The organism is Cytobacillus sp. FSL R5-0569, assembly GCF_038007265.1.
Lineage (GTDB): Bacteria > Bacillota > Bacilli > Bacillales > Cytobacillaceae > Cytobacillus > Cytobacillus kochii.
Genome location: NZ_JBBOWW010000001.1, coordinates 2695240 through 2713961, shown reverse-complemented (window position 1 = coordinate 2713961; position 18722 = coordinate 2695240). Strand labels below are relative to the sequence as shown.

General features: G+C 36.6%; 14 protein-coding genes. 11 read left to right on the top strand and 3 right to left on the bottom strand.

What is annotated here, in order from left to right; all coding sequences use genetic code 11:
• Positions 1-5 precede the first annotated feature (5 nt).
• Genes pstC through pstB form a run of 3 tightly spaced genes read left to right on the top strand, consistent with a single transcriptional unit; the run spans position 6 to position 2573 of the window.
• A complete protein-coding gene (gene pstC, locus MKX78_RS13775; RefSeq protein ID WP_233435231.1) occupies positions 6-911 on the top strand; it encodes a phosphate ABC transporter permease subunit PstC in 906 nt (301 codons plus the stop codon).
• Between the two features lies 1 nt (position 912).
• The gene (pstA, locus tag MKX78_RS13770) at positions 913-1737 is read left to right on the top strand and encodes a phosphate ABC transporter permease PstA (protein WP_095373023.1); all 825 of its coding nucleotides are present in this window, start codon (positions 913-915) and stop codon (positions 1735-1737) included.
• Between the two features lie 17 nt (positions 1738-1754).
• Complete coding sequence (pstB, locus tag MKX78_RS13765; protein WP_095373024.1) at positions 1755-2573, top strand: phosphate ABC transporter ATP-binding protein PstB; 819 nt, start codon at positions 1755-1757, stop codon at positions 2571-2573.
• A gap of 380 nt (positions 2574-2953) precedes the next feature.
• On the opposite strand, the gene MKX78_RS13760 is transcribed toward pstB, so the two are convergent.
• Positions 2954-4999 (bottom strand): molybdopterin-containing oxidoreductase family protein, encoded by a 2046-nt coding sequence (locus MKX78_RS13760; RefSeq protein WP_095373025.1) that lies wholly within the window; start codon positions 4997-4999, stop codon positions 2954-2956.
• Positions 5000-5470: 471 nt separating this feature from the next.
• Here MKX78_RS13760 and ileS point away from each other — a divergent pair, with 471 nt between their 5' ends.
• The 5 genes from ileS (at position 5471) to fsa (ending at position 13901) form a co-directional block, all read left to right on the top strand.
• Positions 5471-8533 (top strand): isoleucine--tRNA ligase, encoded by a 3063-nt coding sequence (ileS, locus tag MKX78_RS13755; protein WP_341051383.1) that lies wholly within the window; start codon positions 5471-5473, stop codon positions 8531-8533.
• Positions 8534-9079: 546 nt separating this feature from the next.
• Positions 9080-10282: an MFS transporter gene (locus MKX78_RS13750; RefSeq protein ID WP_095373026.1), complete on the top strand. Its 1203-nt coding sequence runs from the start codon at positions 9080-9082 to the stop codon at positions 10280-10282.
• Positions 10283-10400: 118 nt separating this feature from the next.
• Entirely contained in the window at positions 10401-11600 is a 1200-nt protein-coding gene (locus MKX78_RS13745) for an NAD(P)/FAD-dependent oxidoreductase (RefSeq protein ID WP_341051381.1), read from the top strand.
• 150 nt (positions 11601-11750) lie between these two features.
• Positions 11751-13166: an NADP-dependent phosphogluconate dehydrogenase gene (gndA, locus tag MKX78_RS13740; RefSeq protein WP_095373028.1), complete on the top strand. Its 1416-nt coding sequence runs from the start codon at positions 11751-11753 to the stop codon at positions 13164-13166.
• Between the two features lie 75 nt (positions 13167-13241).
• The gene (fsa, locus tag MKX78_RS13735) at positions 13242-13901 is read left to right on the top strand and encodes a fructose-6-phosphate aldolase (protein WP_095373029.1); all 660 of its coding nucleotides are present in this window, start codon (positions 13242-13244) and stop codon (positions 13899-13901) included.
• A gap of 307 nt (positions 13902-14208) precedes the next feature.
• On the opposite strand, the gene MKX78_RS13730 is transcribed toward fsa, so the two are convergent.
• Complete coding sequence (locus MKX78_RS13730) at positions 14209-14454, bottom strand: methionine aminopeptidase (RefSeq protein WP_095373030.1); 246 nt, start codon at positions 14452-14454, stop codon at positions 14209-14211.
• A 299-nt stretch (positions 14455-14753) separates the two neighbouring features.
• On the opposite strand from MKX78_RS13730, the gene MKX78_RS13725 reads away from it, so the two are divergent.
• Positions 14754-15512 carry a TerC family protein gene (locus MKX78_RS13725; protein ID WP_095373031.1) on the top strand — a complete coding sequence of 253 codons (759 nt, stop codon included), beginning with the start codon at positions 14754-14756 and terminating at the stop codon, positions 15510-15512.
• 47 nt (positions 15513-15559) lie between these two features.
• Here MKX78_RS13725 and MKX78_RS13720 read toward each other — a convergent pair whose 3' ends face one another.
• Entirely contained in the window at positions 15560-16531 is a 972-nt protein-coding gene (locus MKX78_RS13720; protein ID WP_370873272.1) for an ABC transporter substrate-binding protein, read from the bottom strand.
• Between the two features lie 109 nt (positions 16532-16640).
• On the opposite strand from MKX78_RS13720, the gene MKX78_RS13715 reads away from it, so the two are divergent.
• Together MKX78_RS13715 and MKX78_RS13710 are read left to right on the top strand one after the other, a co-directional pair.
• Positions 16641-17663, top strand: coding sequence for a FecCD family ABC transporter permease (locus tag MKX78_RS13715; RefSeq protein ID WP_370873264.1), 1023 nt, complete (start codon positions 16641-16643; stop codon positions 17661-17663).
• A 2-nt stretch (positions 17664-17665) separates the two neighbouring features.
• The gene (locus MKX78_RS13710; RefSeq protein ID WP_370873273.1) at positions 17666-18682 is read left to right on the top strand and encodes a FecCD family ABC transporter permease; all 1017 of its coding nucleotides are present in this window, start codon (positions 17666-17668) and stop codon (positions 18680-18682) included.
• Positions 18683-18722: the final 40 nt, after the last annotated feature.

Here is an 18722-nt window from a genome sequence, read left to right as displayed (position 1 = left end):
GTGTTTTGCCAAATCCATCAGAAGTAAAACAAACAAATAAATCAAATCGATTAAAATATATTATGGAGTTCATTTCAGAGAAATTGTTTTTAATCTGTGCGTTAATCTCTGTGCTTAGTTTATTTCTCATTATTGGATTCGTCTTCTTTAAAGGATCAAACCCATTCATTGCAGACGGGTATAGTTTTATTGATTTTATCTTCGGGTCTGATTGGGTACCGAGTGAAGATAAGTACGGCATTTTTCCGATGATTGTCGCTTCCATTTATGCAACGATTGGGGCGCTTGTCATTGGAGTACCAATTGGGTTATTAACGGCGATCTTTTTATCGGAAATAGCCCCGAAACCAATTGCAAAAATTATTTCACCAGCTGTACAATTGTTAGCGGGTATCCCATCTGTATTATATGGTGTATTCGGCTTAGCGATTATTGTTCCTTTCTTACAAAATAATCTTGGCTTAGTAAAAGGGCAAAGTTTAATAGCGGTTATTCTCGTATTAGCGATCATGATGTTACCTACAATTGTAACCGTTGCTGAAACAGCCATTAGGGCAGTACCGAAAACGTATAGAGAAGGTTCCTTAGCATTAGGTGCCTCGCCAATCGGAACCATATTTAAAGTCGTTGTTCCAGCAGCAAAATCAGGTATTATGGCAGCCATTGTATTAGGGCTAGGACGAGCAATCGGAGAGACGATGGCAGTCATTCTTGTTGCTGGTAATAGTTTGATTATACCAACAAGCTTAACTGATAGTGTAAGACCACTTACAACGAATATTGCCCTTGAAATGGGTTACGCTTATGGTACACATCAAGAAATGTTATTTGCGACAGGAATTGTATTATTCTCATTCATTCTAATATTGAATTTCGTATTAGCAAAAATAAGTTCGAAAGGTGGGAAGTAAAGTGAGAAAGTTTAAAGATAATTTATTATTAGGCTTATTGTGGTTTGGCGCTTTCTTAACTGTAGCTATCCTACTTATTATCGTTGGTTATATTTTTTATAAAGGTATCGGATTAATTAATCTTGATTTTATCTTTGGTGACTATTCACCTGTCGGCGGCGGTGGAATTTGGCCAATGATTATTACTACCATTTATACAATTGTGATATCGCTAGTCATTGCCACTCCAATTGGGATTTTAGCAGCAGTTTATTTACAGGAGTACGCGAAACAAGGAAAGCTCGTTCGAATGATCCGGTTTGCAACAGAGAGTTTAACGGGTATTCCATCTATTATATACGGATTATTCGGTGCTGTATTTTTTGTTACCACATTGGCGATGGGGATGTCTATTATTTCAGCATCCTTGACCTTAACAATTATTGTTTTACCAGTGATCATCCGTACAACAGAAGAAGCTTTAAAAACAGTACCAGCTAGTTATAGAGAAGGTTCCCTTGCATTAGGTTCAACAAAGTTACAAACACTATATAAAGTCATTTTACCTAGCGCTATGCCCGGGATTTTATCAGGGATTATCCTCTCTATGGGACGTATCATTGGTGAATCAGCAGCGATCTTTTTAACAGCAGGTACAGTAGCTGCAATGCCTGAAGGGATTTTCTCCTCAGCGAGAACATTAACGGTTCACTCGTATCTTGTTACACAAGAATCTGGTGATATTGAATTAGCAGCAGCAATTGGTATTGTGTTAATTGTAATGATTCTTGCTCTAAACTTTGCTGCAACATTTATTTCTAAAAAGCTTAATAAAGCTGACTATTAAAAAGGAGTGTTCTATTCATGAATACAACACTAGAACGTAAAGAAGTAAAAGAGTCTGCAAATGTTGAAAATCAAAATGATCAGCGTTCAGTGAAAATTAGTGTAAGAGACTTAGATTTATTCTACGGTGATAACCAAGCGCTTTATCAAGTGTCATTAGATATTCGTGAAAAAGAGGTAACAGCATTAATTGGTCCTTCTGGATGTGGAAAATCGACTTTTTTAAGAACATTGAATCGTATGAATGATTTAATTGATAGTGTGAGAATTAATGGAGATATCCACATTAATGGCAATAATATATATCAATCAAAAGATGTTATTGAACTTAGAACAAAAGTCGGTATGGTTTTCCAAAAGCCAAATCTATTCCCAATGAGCATCTATGATAATGTAGCCTATGGGCCTAGAATGCAAGGGATTAAAAATAAAAAAGAATTGAATAAAATTGTTGAAGAAAGTTTACGTGGAGCGGCGATTTGGGACGAAGTAAAGGATCGTTTGAAATCTTCGGCACTTGGTTTATCAGGTGGTCAACAACAACGTGTTTGTATTGCCAGAGCAATTGCCATGAAACCAGACGTCATATTAATGGATGAGCCAACTTCAGCACTTGACCCCATTTCAACACTTAAAGTGGAAGAACTTATTGCTCATTTGAAGAAAGATTATACGATCGTCATCGTTACTCATAATATGCAACAAGCTGCTCGTGTATCCGATAAGACAGCGTTCTTCCTTAACGGAGAAGTCATTGAATTTGAACAAACCGATCAAATCTTCTCCATGCCAAAAGATAGCCGTACAGAAGATTATGTGACTGGCAGATTCGGCTAAAAAAAATAAACGTTAGGTGCCGAACAAATTTCCATTATTAAATAGGGATTTGTTCGGCTCTTTTCTTTGGGAAAAATGTATGATGGAAGAAGTAAATGCATAGCTACCAAACTAATGAGATGTGAGATTAGCGCAAAAGGGGAGAAACAGGCAACAGGTGAGCAATTTCGGACATGGGCAATGTAAATAGCTAAACATAAATAACAATAGGTCACCTTCCAATTTAGTTGATGCAAAACGGAAACTAATCTAAAGAAGTAAACCTAATCATTGGTCTTCTTCCCTTAAGAACCATAAAAAGACTAGAACAAACGTTCAATGATAACAGTTTGTCCTAGCCATTCTGTAATTTTTGACATTTGTCCAATTTCTCAAAAGGATTAATTACTAATGACTTTCTCAATATACACTCTGCCAGAAAAGAAAGTCGCCCCGCCTCCCATATCAGCGACTCTATCAGGTGTGAGGGTATTAACGAGTTGTTTCTTACCTGGCTCATCAGCCCAAAGACCTTGACTAACAACAACCCCAGGAAGTACGTTTTCTCCGACAGCAGCGGTTAACTCACATTCTCCCCGATCATTAAAGATTTTTACTGGATCTCCATCTTCAATTTGATAAGCTTGTGCGTCCTTGTTATGCAAGTGGAGTTTTGGTTGTTTTTCTAATTTAATATGCTTGTCATTATTTGAAAAAGTACTATTTAAAAAATTATGGTTTGGTGCTGGAACGAATAAAAATGGCGCATCGCCTTCTTCTACAATTGGATTGTAGGTCGGCAGTGGATTTAAACCGTCCTTCTCCATTAATTCAGAATAAAGTTCGATTTTTCCACTTGGTGTCTTAAGTTTGCCAGGAAGTAATGGACGTACGTCTGCTTTCATAAAGCGATTTTCTTTTAGACGCTCAAAATTAATTTCCTTCATATATTCATTCTTTGTATTCTCTAAAGCGGATGTGATTAAATCTTCTTCGGAATCCTTAAATAAATCTTCAGTATATCCCATATAATGTGCTAGCTGTTGAAAAACATGATGATTGGACCGTGACTCACCATACGGTTCTATTACAGGTTCATGCAAATGAATATAATGGTGCCAATAAGAAGTGTAAAAATCTGTATTCTCATATGATGATGTAGACGGCAAGATGATATCAGCAAATTGAGCTGTTTCCGTTAAGAATAAATCATGAACAACTAAAAATAAATCTTCTCTTTCAAGCCCTTTTTTCACTAGATTACTATTTGGTGCAATAACAGCCGGATTACTACCATAAACGTACATGGAGCGGATAGGTTTATCTTTTTGTACTAAAGCTTCGCCTATGAGATTCATATTAATCGATCTGGTCTGTTTATTTGCTAATAAATCGGGACGCTGCATAGCCGCGGTATTGAAAGCTAAAAAACCAGAGTTTGATTTTAGTGCGCCACCACCTTTATGCAGCCATTGGCCTGTTAGAGCAGGAAGGCAAGATATGGCACGTACATTCATCCCACCATTATCATGATGTTGCAAGCCATTGCCAATCCGGATAAATGAAGGGGTACTCTGACCATATTCTCTTGCTAATTGATAAAGATCATCTACAGATACCCCTGTAATAGACGAGACTACTTCTGGCGTATATTTTTTTACATGTGTTCGTAATTGCTCATGTCCAATGGTATATGTTTCAAGAAATTTCTCATCTACCATATGCTCAGCGAACAAGATATGCATCATCCCAAGTGCAAGCGCACTATCCGTACCTGGTTTAATGGGAATAAACCAATCAGCCATTTTGCCTGTTTGATTTTTATGGACATCAATCACGATGATTTTTGCTCCATGTTTTTTTGCTTTTCGGGCAAGGATAACTTGATGCATATTTGTACTGACAGCATTAATTCCCCAAAGGATGATGAGCTTGGCTTCACTTGTTTCTTCCGGATCAGTGCCAAAGCCTCCACCCATTGTGTAACGGTAACCTTCTTTACCTGCTGCTTGACAAACTGTTTGTTCTAGTCTACTGGCACCTAAGCGGGAAAAGAAACGGCGGTCCATTCCTTCTGCAGCCACTCTACCCATATTACCGTAAAAGCTATAGGGAAGAATGCTCTCGGGACCTTGTGTTTTAATTAAATCTTTCCATTTATCTGTAATTATTTGTAGTGCGTCATCCCAACTGATCTCCTCAAATTGAAGACTACCTTTTGGACCAGTTCGTTTGAGAGGGTGAGTTAATCTCTTCGGGTCATATAGCCGTTCAGCCATATTTCTTACTTTATTGCAAATATTCCCTTGCGTTACAGGATGGTTAGGATCGCCTTCCACTTTAATGATTTTCCCCTCTTTTTTATGTATGAGTAAACCACATTGGTCCGGACAATCAAGTGAACAAACGGACGTGAAAATGCCCTCTTTCTCGGTGTGAATCGTCATTTTGTTATCTCCTTTATTCTAGGCAAGCTTTATTGTCTATTTAACATGTTTTTATTAATAATTATTATAATAGGTTACTTCTCTTCATCCTGCAATGATAAAATATTTATTTCTATTGACAATTCATAATTATTAACATATGATACTTTCATATTAATTAAATTCTATTCAATTCGTTGACGAGAAAGAGTAGTTGTGCACATCTTATCCAAAGAGAGTTAGCCATTTGCTGAGAGGCTGACGTTAAGACCACAATGAAAATCCTCTCTGAGAAGCAAAGCTGAAGTGAAACTAAGCTTTGACGGCATCCAACCGATAACCTGGACGCGTATGATGGTACGTAGTGAGAGCAAATACAAACCACTACAGTTGGTTTTTTTGTTTTTTAGAGGGGATATTTTAACTCGATTCTACGTATAGGAATCGAGTTTTTTTTCGTATATGAATGGATATCGAAAGGGGTCTTTACAAATGAAAGAACGAGATGTGGAAAAGGAGAGGAAGATTTCTGATTATTGGAAAGAAACACGGATATTTCAAAAGTCCATACAGCAAAGGCAAGAGGCGCCATCCTTTGTTTTTTATGAAGGCCCGCCAACAGCAAATGGTATGCCACATGCTGGTCATGCACTTGGTCGAACGATAAAAGATTTTGTTGCCCGTTATAAAACAATGACGGGACATCAAGTTTTAAGAAAAGCAGGGTGGGACACACATGGGCTCCCTGTAGAACTTGAAGTACAAAAGAAATTACAATTGCATAGCAAAGAGGATATTGAAGCATTTGGTGTAGAAGCATTTATCGCAGAGTGTAAGAAAAGTGTATTCACATATGAAAAAGAATGGCGACAGTTTACTGAGCTATTGGGCTATTGGGTGGATATGGATAACCCCTATATAACTCTCGATAATGAGTATATTGAATCAGTTTGGCATATATTGTCAGTAATTCATCAAGGTGGGCGTTTATATAAAGGGCATCGAGTTGTCCCGTATTGTCCTCATTGTGAAACGTCCCTAAGCTCGCATGAAGTCGCACAAGGATATAAAGATGTGCATGACCTTTCAGCAACAGTTAAATTTAAAGTGGCTGAAAATGAATACTTACTTTGTTGGACAACAACCCCTTGGACGTTACCGGGAAATGTAGCTGTAGCGGTAAACCCTAAGCTACGTTATGTGAAAGTCGAGCAAAATAATGAACGATTGATTGTTGCAGAAAGCTTGGTTTCAACTGTACTTAAAGAAGGTTACAAAGTTATCGAGTTTATACGAGGTGAAGAATTAATAGGTATAAAGTATGTAGCGCCATTTTCATTTGTTCCGCTCAACAAGGGGCATATTGTAATTGCTGCGGATTTCGTAAAGGATGATGCAGGAACTGGGTTAGTCCATATTGCCCCTGCACATGGTGAAGATGATTACCAAGCTGTAAAAGAAAATGGATTAGATTTTCTTCAAGTCGTGAATGAGAAAGGGAGGTATGTTCAACAAGTTGCCCCGCTAGCAAAAAAGAGAGTGAAAGAAAGTGATGTAACAATCATTCAAATGTTAGCACAGCAAAATCTACTTTATAGCAAGAGGAAGTATGAGCACAGTTATCCGTATTGCTGGAGGTGTGACAATCCACTGATTTATTATGCGATGGAAGGATGGTTCATTCGAACAACTGATGTTAAAGAAAAAATGATAGACAATAATCAAATGGTTGAGTGGTACCCAACGCATATGAAGAATGGTCGATTCGGTCACTTTCTTGACCAACTTGTTGATTGGAATATTGGAAGAAATCGTTTTTGGGGAACGCCGTTAAATGTATGGACTTGTCAAACATGCGGATTAGAAAGTGCCCCAGGTTCCATTGCACAATTAAAAGAAAGAGCGATTGAAAAAGTAGATGATCGCATCGATCTGCACAAACCTTATGTTGACCGTATTCATTTGAGATGTTCTTGTGGTGGTGAAATGAAGCGAGAGAAAGAGGTCATTGATGTATGGTTTGATAGTGGTTCAATGCCATATGCCCAATATCATTATCCTTTCGAACAGACCACGCCATTTAAAGAACAATTTCCCGCAGATATTGTAATAGAAGGAGTGGATCAAACGAGAGGATGGTTCTACAGTTTACTGGCCGTATCCACCCTATACAAAGGTGTTGCACCGTATAAAAATGTCTTATCTCTTGGCCATATATTAGATGAACAAGGACAAAAAATGTCTAAGAGCAAAGGGAATGCTCTAAATCCTACATCGTTGATTGAAGAGTTTGGCGCAGATGCATTAAGATGGGCTCTTCTTAGTGATAGTGCCCCTTGGAATAATAAGCGATTTTCTAAAAAAACCGTTCAACAAGCAAAATCAAAAATAGTAGATACGTTGAGGAATGTTTTTTCCTTCTATGATATGTATGCAAAGATAGATGGCTTTGACTTCAGGCAACATCGAGTCAAGGAATTTGCACTCATTGACCAATGGATACTTTCAAGATTGCATCATACGATTGCGGAGGTAAGAGAAGGGTTAGAGCGTTATGACTTTTTTAAAAGTGCTAAATTACTGGCAGAATTTTTGGATGATGTGAGTAATTGGTATGTAAGACGATCACGGCAAAGATTCTGGAAGGAAGGGTTAGATCACGACAAAAGGGCAGCGTATACAACTCTTTACGAAGTGCTTCAGCAATCAACACGATTATTTGCACCCTTTATGCCGTTCGTCACCGATGAGATTCACTTACAATTAGTCGGCAGTAGTGTTCATCTAACTGACTACCCTAAACAAGAGAAAATGAAGACTATCATCCAATTAGAATCGGAAATGAAAGCTATTCGACAAATTGTTGAACTCACTAGATCGATCAGGATGTCAGCTAATATCAAAACAAAGCAGCCACTTCAAACATTAATCGTAAGTGCTGTTAATGGGAAGGTTAATTTGTCACCCTATGAACAGATTATAAAAGATGAAACAAATGTAAAAGACATTGTTTATGAAAAATATGTAAATAAATTCATGATGATTGAGTTAAAAGTTAATTACGCAATTGCCGGCAAAAAATTCGGTAAAAGAGTAAAAATGATTGAGCAAGTAATAAAAGGATTAACGGTCCATGAAAAAGATAGGTTACTGATGGATGGAATATTAAACATAGAGAAAAATGGAGAAATGCTCTTTTTAGAAAATGAGGATGTGTTAGTAGAGAAAAAAGCAAAACACCCATATAGATTTGCGGAAGGAAAAGATTGTACGGTCCTACTGGATATCGGATTAACAGAAGAGCTTTTGCAGGAAGGGTTAGTGAGGGAAGTAATTAGAGAAGTGCAAAACACTCGAAAAAAGCAAGGGTTAGCGGTTGAACTACGTATTCATCTAACAATGTTTGGCAATGAAAGGGTTTTAAGTGCGTTAGAGAAGTTTTCGGCGCTTGTACAAGAATCATTACTTGTCCAGACCATTACATTAGCAGAAGTTGAAGAAATGACAAATCTTGATGTTGATGGAGAAACAATCAAATTCAAAATAGACCATTAAACAATGAAAAATCACAGCCAATGGCGGATGGCTGTGATTTTTACTGGGGGATATGTTGTTTAACCATTCATCTTTACGTATCCATTTCCCTACAAAAAGTGTAATGGTAACCTTTTAGTATATGCTTTGATTATTAAGCTATTAAAGTTTCGTCTGATGAGAATGCGACTGAATTTGAATAGTGGATGAATGATATTTCAACAATAAATAATTGATGTAGGCTTGTAGGTTAAATTCATTATTCTTAACAAAATACGAAAAGTTAGTTCTTTTCAAGCTTAATCACAACCTTTATATATGTACTAAATAAAATGATCACCATTGAATATACCGGCCCCACCTTCGCCAAGTACGTTGATAGCCACACTTGCTATCCGCCTAATACTTAGTATATATGAAAACGCTTACATAAACAATAAAAAATTTTCACTTTATTTCGACAAAAAAATAAGTAAAATGATTATACTTTATTGGAGGATTTTAAGCTATAATTGCTTAGATAGTCGAAATATAATATATTCATTTTTTTGAGGAAGAAGGTTGAACATGCACACGTTAGGAGGCAAGCTTTGGACCAGACAGTATATCATGGCCCTTATGCTTACTTTTTTATTTTTTTTAAGTTTACAATCCTTGTTAGGGGGATTTCCAATCTATGTTACTGCATTAAGTGATAACCCGACGTATGGAGGGTTAATGACTACAGCATTTATGATTGCTGCTGTTATATCTAGACTTTTCTTAGGATTTTGCTTACGGTATTTGAATCAAAAAGCGTTATTAATTCTATCTTTAATAGGTATGTTGGTGTTTATTTTTGTGACAACATTCACAAACTCTATCGTTCTATTCACTATCCTTCGCATACTACAAGGAATTGCTTTCGGTTTTATTACTACTTTATTAGCAACTATAACCACAAATTTAATTCCTGACCACCGTTTAGGTGAAGGAATCGGTTATTTTGGGTTAGCTACTAGTGTAGGTACAACAAGCGGACCTTTTTTAGCTATTTCAATGATTAATGTCTATTCATTTGAATCCGTTTTGTACTTTTCTCTTATTCTTATTATAGTGATTACAATTGGTAGTCTGGCGCTTAAAACTTCTCAAAACATAAATCAGCAGACAGTTAGTAAATTGTCAATAGTTGAATCCGCTTTTGATTCACGCGCTTTTTTACCATGTTTTTTAGTATTATTATTTTATTTTACGTTTGCTGGAGTGGTGAATTTTATTGAAGGCTTAGGAAGTTCTATTGGGGTTGGGGAACAAACCTCTTTATTCTTTCTCATCTTAGTGGCGATGCTCATTATCATTCGCCCATTTTCAGGGAAGATTTTCGATCGCTTTGGACATGCTTATTTAATATATAGCGCAACAATTGCAGCATTTATCGGGTTGTTACTGATTGCATTTGCAAAAGGTGTTTCAACATTATTTATTGCCGCTGTTTTTTATGGCATTGCATATGGTGTCATGCAACCGACATTCCAAGCTTGGGCTGTTAGACTCGTACCAAAAGAAAAAAGAGCGACGGCTAATGCCATGAGCTTAAGTTTTATGGATATGGGTTTAGCAATGGGCGCATTACTGCTTGGTATTGCTGCAAACGAAAAGGGATACGGTTTTATGTACATCCTATCTTCTTTACTCGCCGTCGTTATCTTTCTGCTCTATTTTGTTGCTCATATAAGAAGAAAAACCAAATTAACGCTATTGCCATCTCATAATAGAAAAGCTTCGTAAATGAGTAATGACATGGCCATTCTTTGTCATTACTTTCTTTCTTATCATGTTTCTTATACATATTTTATGGGGAAAGTAATGTCATGACCTTCTATAGGTTGATGAAAGGATAATGACAATGAATTTAAAAACTGGCAAATTATATTGGCCCATTACTATGAACAACGTGAAAAAGTATGGCAGCTTGCAAGAGAATAAGAAATGTGACGTGTGTATCATTGGCAGTGGTTCGAGTGGGGCTTTTCTTGCTTACCAATTAGCGAAAGAAAACATCCGAACAATCGTCATTGATAAACGAAAAATCGGTATGGGTAGTTCCTCGGCAAATACTGGATTACTACAATTTAGTAATGATAAATCATTTACATCTTATATTAACTCTTTTGGCATAAGGAAAGCGAAAATGCATTTACAGAACTGCTTTCGATCAATATCTAATTATGAAAACACCATTTTGCCTACTTTAGAAGATAATCCCGATTTTTTAAAAAGAAAAAGCTTATATTTTGCTTCTAAAAGTGAAGATATAACAATGCTGAAAAAAGAGTTTGCCAATTTACAAGCACATCAGTTTCCTGTGCGCTTTTTGTCAAGGAGAGATATGAGAGATAGTTGGTCCTTTGAAAAAGAAGGTGCCATTGTTACTGAAGGAGACGCTGAGATTAATATATTTAAAAATGTTCACTATTTACTAAGTGCGGCTAGTAAAAAAGGGGTGGACGTTTTTGAAGAAAGTGAAATTGTAGGTCAAAAATGGGGGGAAAATACGGTCGAATTATATACTGATAATAAAAACGTAATTGAAACGAAATATGTAATTTATGCTACAGGGTATGAAGCGCAGAGTGATATAGCTGAAAAGAATGGAATGATTGTAAGCTCATACGCTTTAGCTACTAACCCAGTTGATTATCAATGGCCAGAAGATATGTTAATTTGGGAAACTGCCAGACCATATTTATATTTGCGCCGTACATTAGATAAAAGAATCATTATTGGAGGTCTTGATGAGAAAACTTCAGACTCTAAAAAAAGAGATGGGATGTTAGTCCAGAAAAGGGATCAATTATTAAAACAATTATTTTTGTTATTCCCCACGTTAGAGGGTAAATTAGAACCTGTCTATTACTGGACAGGCTTTTTTGGAGAGACTCATAATGGCTTACCTATGATCAAACGACATCCGAATTACTCAAACGCCTATTATCTTCTCACATATGGCGGCAATGGCACGGTATATAGTATGATTCTATCGGATTTAATGAAGAAATTCATTGTCAATGGAGACTCAAACGGTATGGAACTATACTATCATTAGAGTGATATAGTGAGAAAGTTCACACAGTTTGTTCAATAATAGGATTGATTGTAATCACCCTTATCGTTTTGTATAATCACAGATGAGGGTTATTCTATTCTTGACTAAAGTATCAGTCAAGAAAAAATGAAAGACGAAAGGACCAATTAAATGAGTAAACAACAAATAGGTGTTATTGGATTAGCAGTAATGGGGAAAAACCTTGCTTTGAATATAGAAAGTCGTGGCTTCTCAGTAGCTGTTTTTAACCGTTCTTATGAAAAAACAGAAGCATTCTTACAAAATGAAGCAAAGGGCAAGAACTTTACTGGTGCTAAAACTATTGAAGATTTTGTTCAATCACTCGAAACACCAAGAAAAATCTTGTTAATGGTTAAAGCGGGTGCAGCGACAGATGCGACAATTGAATCGCTAAAGCCATATCTTGAAAAAGGCGATATCTTAATTGACGGTGGTAATACATATTTTGAAGATACCATCCGCCGTAATCAAGAATTAGCAGAAGAAGGCTACCATTTTATTGGTACAGGCGTTTCTGGTGGTGAAGAAGGAGCTTTAAAAGGACCTTCAATCATGCCAGGTGGTAAGAAGGAAGCATTTGACCTTGTACAACCAATTTTTGAAGCTATTTCTGCTAAAGTAAATGGCGATCCTTGCTGTACATACATTGGTCCAAATGGGGCTGGTCATTATGTGAAAATGGTTCATAATGGGATTGAATATGGTGATATGCAGTTGATTTCTGAAGCTTATTTTATCCTCAAACATGTACTTGGTTTAGAAGCGAATGAACTTCATGAGACATTTGCAGAATGGAACAAGGGTGAGTTAGATAGCTATTTAATTGAAATTACAGCTGATATCTTTACAAAAGTAGATGACGAAACTGGCAAACCACTTGTTGATGTGATTCTCGATAAAGCGGGTCAAAAAGGGACAGGTAAATGGACAAGTCAAAATGCTTTAGATCTTGGGGTACCCCTCCCGATTATTACAGAATCTGTATTTGCAAGGTTCATTTCCGCAATGAAGGAAGAAAGAGTTCATGCTAGCAAGATTCTTGCAGGACCTAAAGAAGACACCTATAGTGGAGACCGTGCGGAATTAATAGAAGCTGTTAGACAAGCATTATATATGAGTAAAATTGTCTCCTATGCACAAGGGTTTGCTCAAATGCGCGCAATGTCTGATGAAAAGAATTGGGATTTAAAATATGGCGATATTGCCATGATTTTCCGCGGAGGTTGTATCATTCGTGCCCAATTCTTACAAAAAATTAAAGATGCTTATGATCGTGAACCAGCATTAGCAAATTTACTATTGGATCCATATTTTAAGGGAATTGTTGAAAGCTACCAGTCTTCATTAAGAAAAGTTCTTTCTATTGCTATTGAACAAGGTATTCCTGTACCTGCATTCTCGAGTGCTATTGCTTATTATGATAGCTATAGAACGGCAACATTACCAGCTAATCTACTGCAAGCACAAAGAGACTATTTTGGAGCACATACGTATCAGCGAGTAGATAAAGAAGGAACGTATCATACTAATTGGATGGAAAAGTAACAAATGAAACTAGAAACGATTACCAGCTTTAGTATGGTATAATGTTAAAGGAAGCTAGAAAGGGAGGTATTTACAATGAAATTTTTCATAGATACAGCAAATTTAGATGAAATTAAACAAGCATACAAGTTAGGTGTCCTTTCAGGCGTGACAACTAACCCTTCACTTGTAGCTAAAGAAGGGATTAAGTTTGAAACAAGAATTGAGGAAATTCTTCAAGCTGTTCCAGAATTAGAATCAGTATCTGCTGAGGTCACTCCTTCCGCAGAAACAGCTGAACAAATGATTGCAGAGGCTGAGGAACTGATTAAGATAAATAATGGTGATAAGAACATTACTATTAAAGTGCCAATGACAATGGCTGGCCTCGAAACAACAAGATATTTATCCAAAAAAGGTGTTAAAACAAACGTCACATTAATCTTTACTGTGAACCAAGCATTACTTGCTGCAAGAGCTGGTGCTACTTATGTTTCACCATTCTTAGGCAGACTTGATGATATCTCAGAAGACGGGATTAACCTTGTTGCTAAAATTGCTGAGTTATTCCGTATTCATCAAATAGATGCTCAAATTATTGCTGCATCTGTTAGACATCCGGATCATGTCACAAGAGCTGCATTAGCAGGCGCTCATATTGCGACAATTCCGTATAAAGTAATTGAGCAGTTAACGAAGCATCCATTGACAGATCAAGGGATGGAAAAGTTCGCTGCTGATTGGAAAACAGTATAAGCCTTTTTTAAGCCCTCTCCTTCATTTTTAGGAGAGGGCTTTTTGATTGGTCTATTGTTCTATACTGATATTGAAAATTAATTGATATTGCGTGAGGAGAATGTGTTACCTAGTAATTAGAGCAGAGCTAAAAAGAGTATGTGTGCATACTTCGATAATGAAATGGGAATATATAGCTGAAAAACATCCTTTTCTCTGTCCATTCACGCTTTCCAGTTAAAGGCAATGGCAGTAACTTATACAAAACTCTTTGCCAAATAATTAAAGGCACTCAACATTCGACTTGTGTTGCTCAGTAGAAGTTTCGTTATTCGACTTGTTCATCCTCTGTGTGCTTTTCTCTTTCTTGAATAGTCACCCAATCATTGAAACGACCACTTCCTTCGCATCCTGGACAAAAGAGTGTATCAGAATGTAGGGAGTACATAAGGCTAGGATATAATAAAAAGCCTTGTCCGTAGCATTCTGGGCATCTATTACTTCGTTTCATCTTTTCTAAATGTTTATGTTCTCGTGCATTTTTCCATTGATTAAAAGATTTACCTAGACTCATCGGCTTCACCTCTGCATCGCTTTTTAATGAAGCGATAAATTGTCGTGATGCTAGACAAACTACTGTTAAACTTCATGCTTCAACTATGAAAGGTCTTGAATATACCCGTACATCTTATAGGGTGCAAAAGTTTGTAAACATTTCTGTTAATTATTATATTAAAAAGAATTATTTTTGCTCATACTTTATGAGAGGAAATGAAAAATATTTTGTTAGATTAACGAAACTTTCGGGTAGCGAATCTATTTGATATAATAGAAGAGTATAATAGGTTCAATTCATTTAAAGGAGTCTTGTCAATGGAAGTATTAAATCAGTTGTTATCCACCTATGCATCATTTTTTGATTGGTCAATGTGGAAAGAGGTTCTTACAGATCCTGTTTCTTGGGGTTATATAGGCACACTCATTGTCCTAGAAGGTCTATTATCAGCTGATAATGCATTGGTATTAGCCGTTATGGTTAAGCATTTGCCGAAGGAGCAGCAAAAAAAAGCACTTACTTATGGCTTAATTGGCGCTTATTTTTTCAGATTTTTATTTATCGGTTTAGGTATGTGGCTGATTAAATTTTGGTGGATTAAAGTACTTGGAGCTGCTTATTTAGCTTATTTAGTGATTAAACAATTTTGGTTTAAAACCCCTGAAGAAGATATCGACGGAGTAAAGAAAGACAGTTGGATGATTCGTACTTTTGGTGTTTTTTGGGGAACGGTTATTTCAGTAGAGTTAATGGATTTAGCTTTTTCTGTAGATAGTATATTGGCTGCCTTTGCTGTTTCAGATAAAGTATGGATTTTGTTAATTGGAGGTATGCTTGGTATTTTAATGATGCGTACAGTAGCTAAGTTATTTTTAGTGCTAATTGATAAGATTCCTGAGTTAGAGACAACAGCTTTTATTCTTATTGGAATCATTGCAATTAAAATGTTATTAAGTGTGTTCCATATAGAGATTGGACATATATTATTTTTTAGTATTATCATTGCAGCCTTCGTTATCACATTTTTTGTTCATATTTATCATAATAAACAAGGTGGACATGATCACGTGGCATAAGAAAAAGGCTAAGATTCCAAAAGGAAAACTTAGCCTTTTTGCTTGTCTTATTTATTAAGAATAGTTTCTTCCACATCTTCAATGATTTGTGTATTCGCTATCGTTCCAGTGTATAACCACCCTGTGTCTCTAGAGAATTCATACACATTCTCATTTTTTACTGCCGGAATATTTGCCCATAAAGGGTCAGATAAGACTTCTGCTCCTTCACCATCACTATTAATAAAGAATAGGTGGTCCACATCCATATCTGCTAATTTTTCTAAAGAAATCGCAGACCAGTTCCCAGTAGCATCTGCTGAAATTTCTTCAACGACAGAAGGAACTGCCATACCTAGATCATTATAAATTACATCACCTGCAGAAAGATCCTTGCTTACGACAAATAAACTGTTATTCACTAACCAAATAGCTGCAGCAGATTCACCAGCATGATCTTTTTGTAGCTCTTCTTCAACTTGTGCTGCTTTATCTTCGTACTCTTTAAGAACTTCAGTTGCCTTATCTTCTTTACCGAAGATTTTACCAACTGTTTCAAGTTCTGTACGCCAATCACTATTTTCTTCTTCACCAATCACGTAAGTTGGCGCAATTTTCGCATATTGATCATATTTACCACCTTCAACCATACCTGCTCCATCCATAATTATTAAATCTGGATTTTGACTAGATACCGCTTCTAAAGGTAAATCATGAGCGATCGTAGGTACATCTTTTAAATATTCTTGAAGGTATTCTTGTTTGCCGTTAGCAACTGACCATTGTACAATAGGTGTAATGCCTAAAGCGACAAGATGATCTTCTAAGTATGTAGCAACTACTCGTTCAGGATTAGCAGGAATTGTTACTTCGTTTCCTAATGCATCAGTTAATACACGATCCTCGGTTTGCTCAGCTGCTTGGTTTGAGTCATTGTTACTATTTTCAGCATCCTCATTACCACAACCAAAAAGGGCAAGAGATGTTGTAATTGTAGCAATTAATAATAAGTTTTTTTTCTTGTGAAATGAAAACAAGATGTTAACCTCCTAAATGAACTATGATATAATTATCCTATGCAAATGATAACAATTATCACTATCGATTACAAGATATTTCTTGCACAACTTGATGAAAGAGAGATACATAATGGCTTTACTTAATGGAACAAACACGAGTAGAAATCGTTTTTTTGCGATTATGATCGTCACATTTGGTACAATCATCCTTTGTTTATCGATGGCTGCTTCCATTGCTTTTGGTGCAGTGAATATTAATCTTTCAACTGTATGGGAGAGTGTTGTATCATATGACCCGTCTAAAACGACACATCAAATTATTATGAATTTAAGGGTGCCTCGAGTAGTGGCAGCAGCACTAGTTGGATCTGCACTTGCCATTGCCGGAGCAATTATGCAAGGGATGACAAGAAATCCACTAGCTTCACCATCTATAATGGGGGTTACCTCTGGCGCTACATTTGCAATTGCAGTTGCTTTAGCCTTATTTACCACTTTAAGTCCAATTGGAACTATGTTTGCTGCTTTTATCGGTGCAAGCATTGGAGCAGGGCTTGTTTTTGGTGTCGGAATGCTATCACGAAATGGGCTGACTCCTGTTAAACTGGCTCTTGCAGGTTCTGCTATTACGGCTCTTTTAAGTTCTATCTCGTCTGCAATTGCTATTCACTTTAATGTCGCAAAAGATTTAAGCTTTTGGTATGCAGGTGGTGTGGCTGGTATCCAGTGGGAAAGTGTAGTTCCTGCTATTCCTGTTTTTATTATAAGTATAATCCTAGCAATTATGATTAGCAGTTCCATTACTGTTTTAAGTATGGGAGAAGATGTAGCTATCGGACTAGGGCAAAAGACAGGTTTGATACGTACAATTGGTTTTATAGTTGTTTTGCTTTTAACTGGAGCAGCAGTTTCTATATCGGGTACGATTGGATTTGTGGGGCTCGTGATCCCACATATGATTAGGTTTTTAGTTGGAACAGATTACCGCTTAATCATTCCTTGCTCAGCAGTATTAGGTGGTCTACTACTTGTGTTAGCGGATATTGGTGCGAGAATGATAAATCCTCCTTTTGAAACACCAGTTGGTGCCATCATGGCATTGATCGGCGTACCTTTCTTTCTTTATTTAGCAAGAAGGGAAGGGGGAAGATAATGATGTATAAATCTAGGAAACAAAAATGGAAAGTGGTTGTATTCTTTCTAACGATATTATTAGCTTTACTCTTCATTGCTAGTTTGAGCTTTGGAGCCAGTTTTATTTCACCCGTTGCTATTTTCAATAGTGTTTTATCTTCTACACCTGGTCAATATGACTTAATTCTTTTCGAATTTCGTTTACCAAGGATTGTTCTAGCCATTTTAATTGGTATTGGTATGGCTGTTTCTGGTGCGATATTACAAAGTGCGACTCAAAACGGTCTAGCAGATCCGGGGATATTAGGTATTAATAGTGGTGCTGGATTTGCTGTAATTTTGTTTATCTTTTTTACACAAGGTATCAGATTTGAATCTGAGTTATTACAACTGTTTATTCTTCCTATATTTGCATTATGTGGGGCGCTGCTTGCAGCATTTTTGATTTATATTTTCTCGTGGAAAAAGTCTTCTGGTGTTACACCTATAAGGTTAATCTTAGTAGGTATAGGTATTAATGCGGCTTTTTCTGCTTTAATTATTATCCTCCAATTAAAAATGGACCCCCGTTCCTTTACACAAGCAACTGTTTGGTTATCGGGTAATATTTCTGGGGTGAGTTGGAGTTATACTTATGCTCTTTTACCATGGTTAATTGTGCTGTTACCCATTGTGTTATTCAAGGCGAGGTATTTAAATGTTCTTACACTAGGAGATGCGATGTCTACTGGCTTAGGTGTCAATGTCAATCGTCAAAGAAAATGGTTATTAATACTTGCTGTTGGACTAGCTGGTTCTTGTGTGGCTGTTGGTGGAGGCATTTCATTCTTAGGTTTAGTGGCTCCTCAACTAGCGAAAAAACTCGTAGGGCCAAGAAATGAAATTTTATTACCTGTTTCAGCGTTAGTCGGTGCGGTGTTACTACTCTTTTCAGATCTTGTTTCACGTACCATTTTAGCACCTTCAGAAATTCCAATTGGCTTAGTCGTTTCTGCAATTGGCGCACCTTATTTTATTTATTTATTAATTAAAAGCTAAATCGACCATACTATCGTTAACAATAGATGAAGGGTATGAA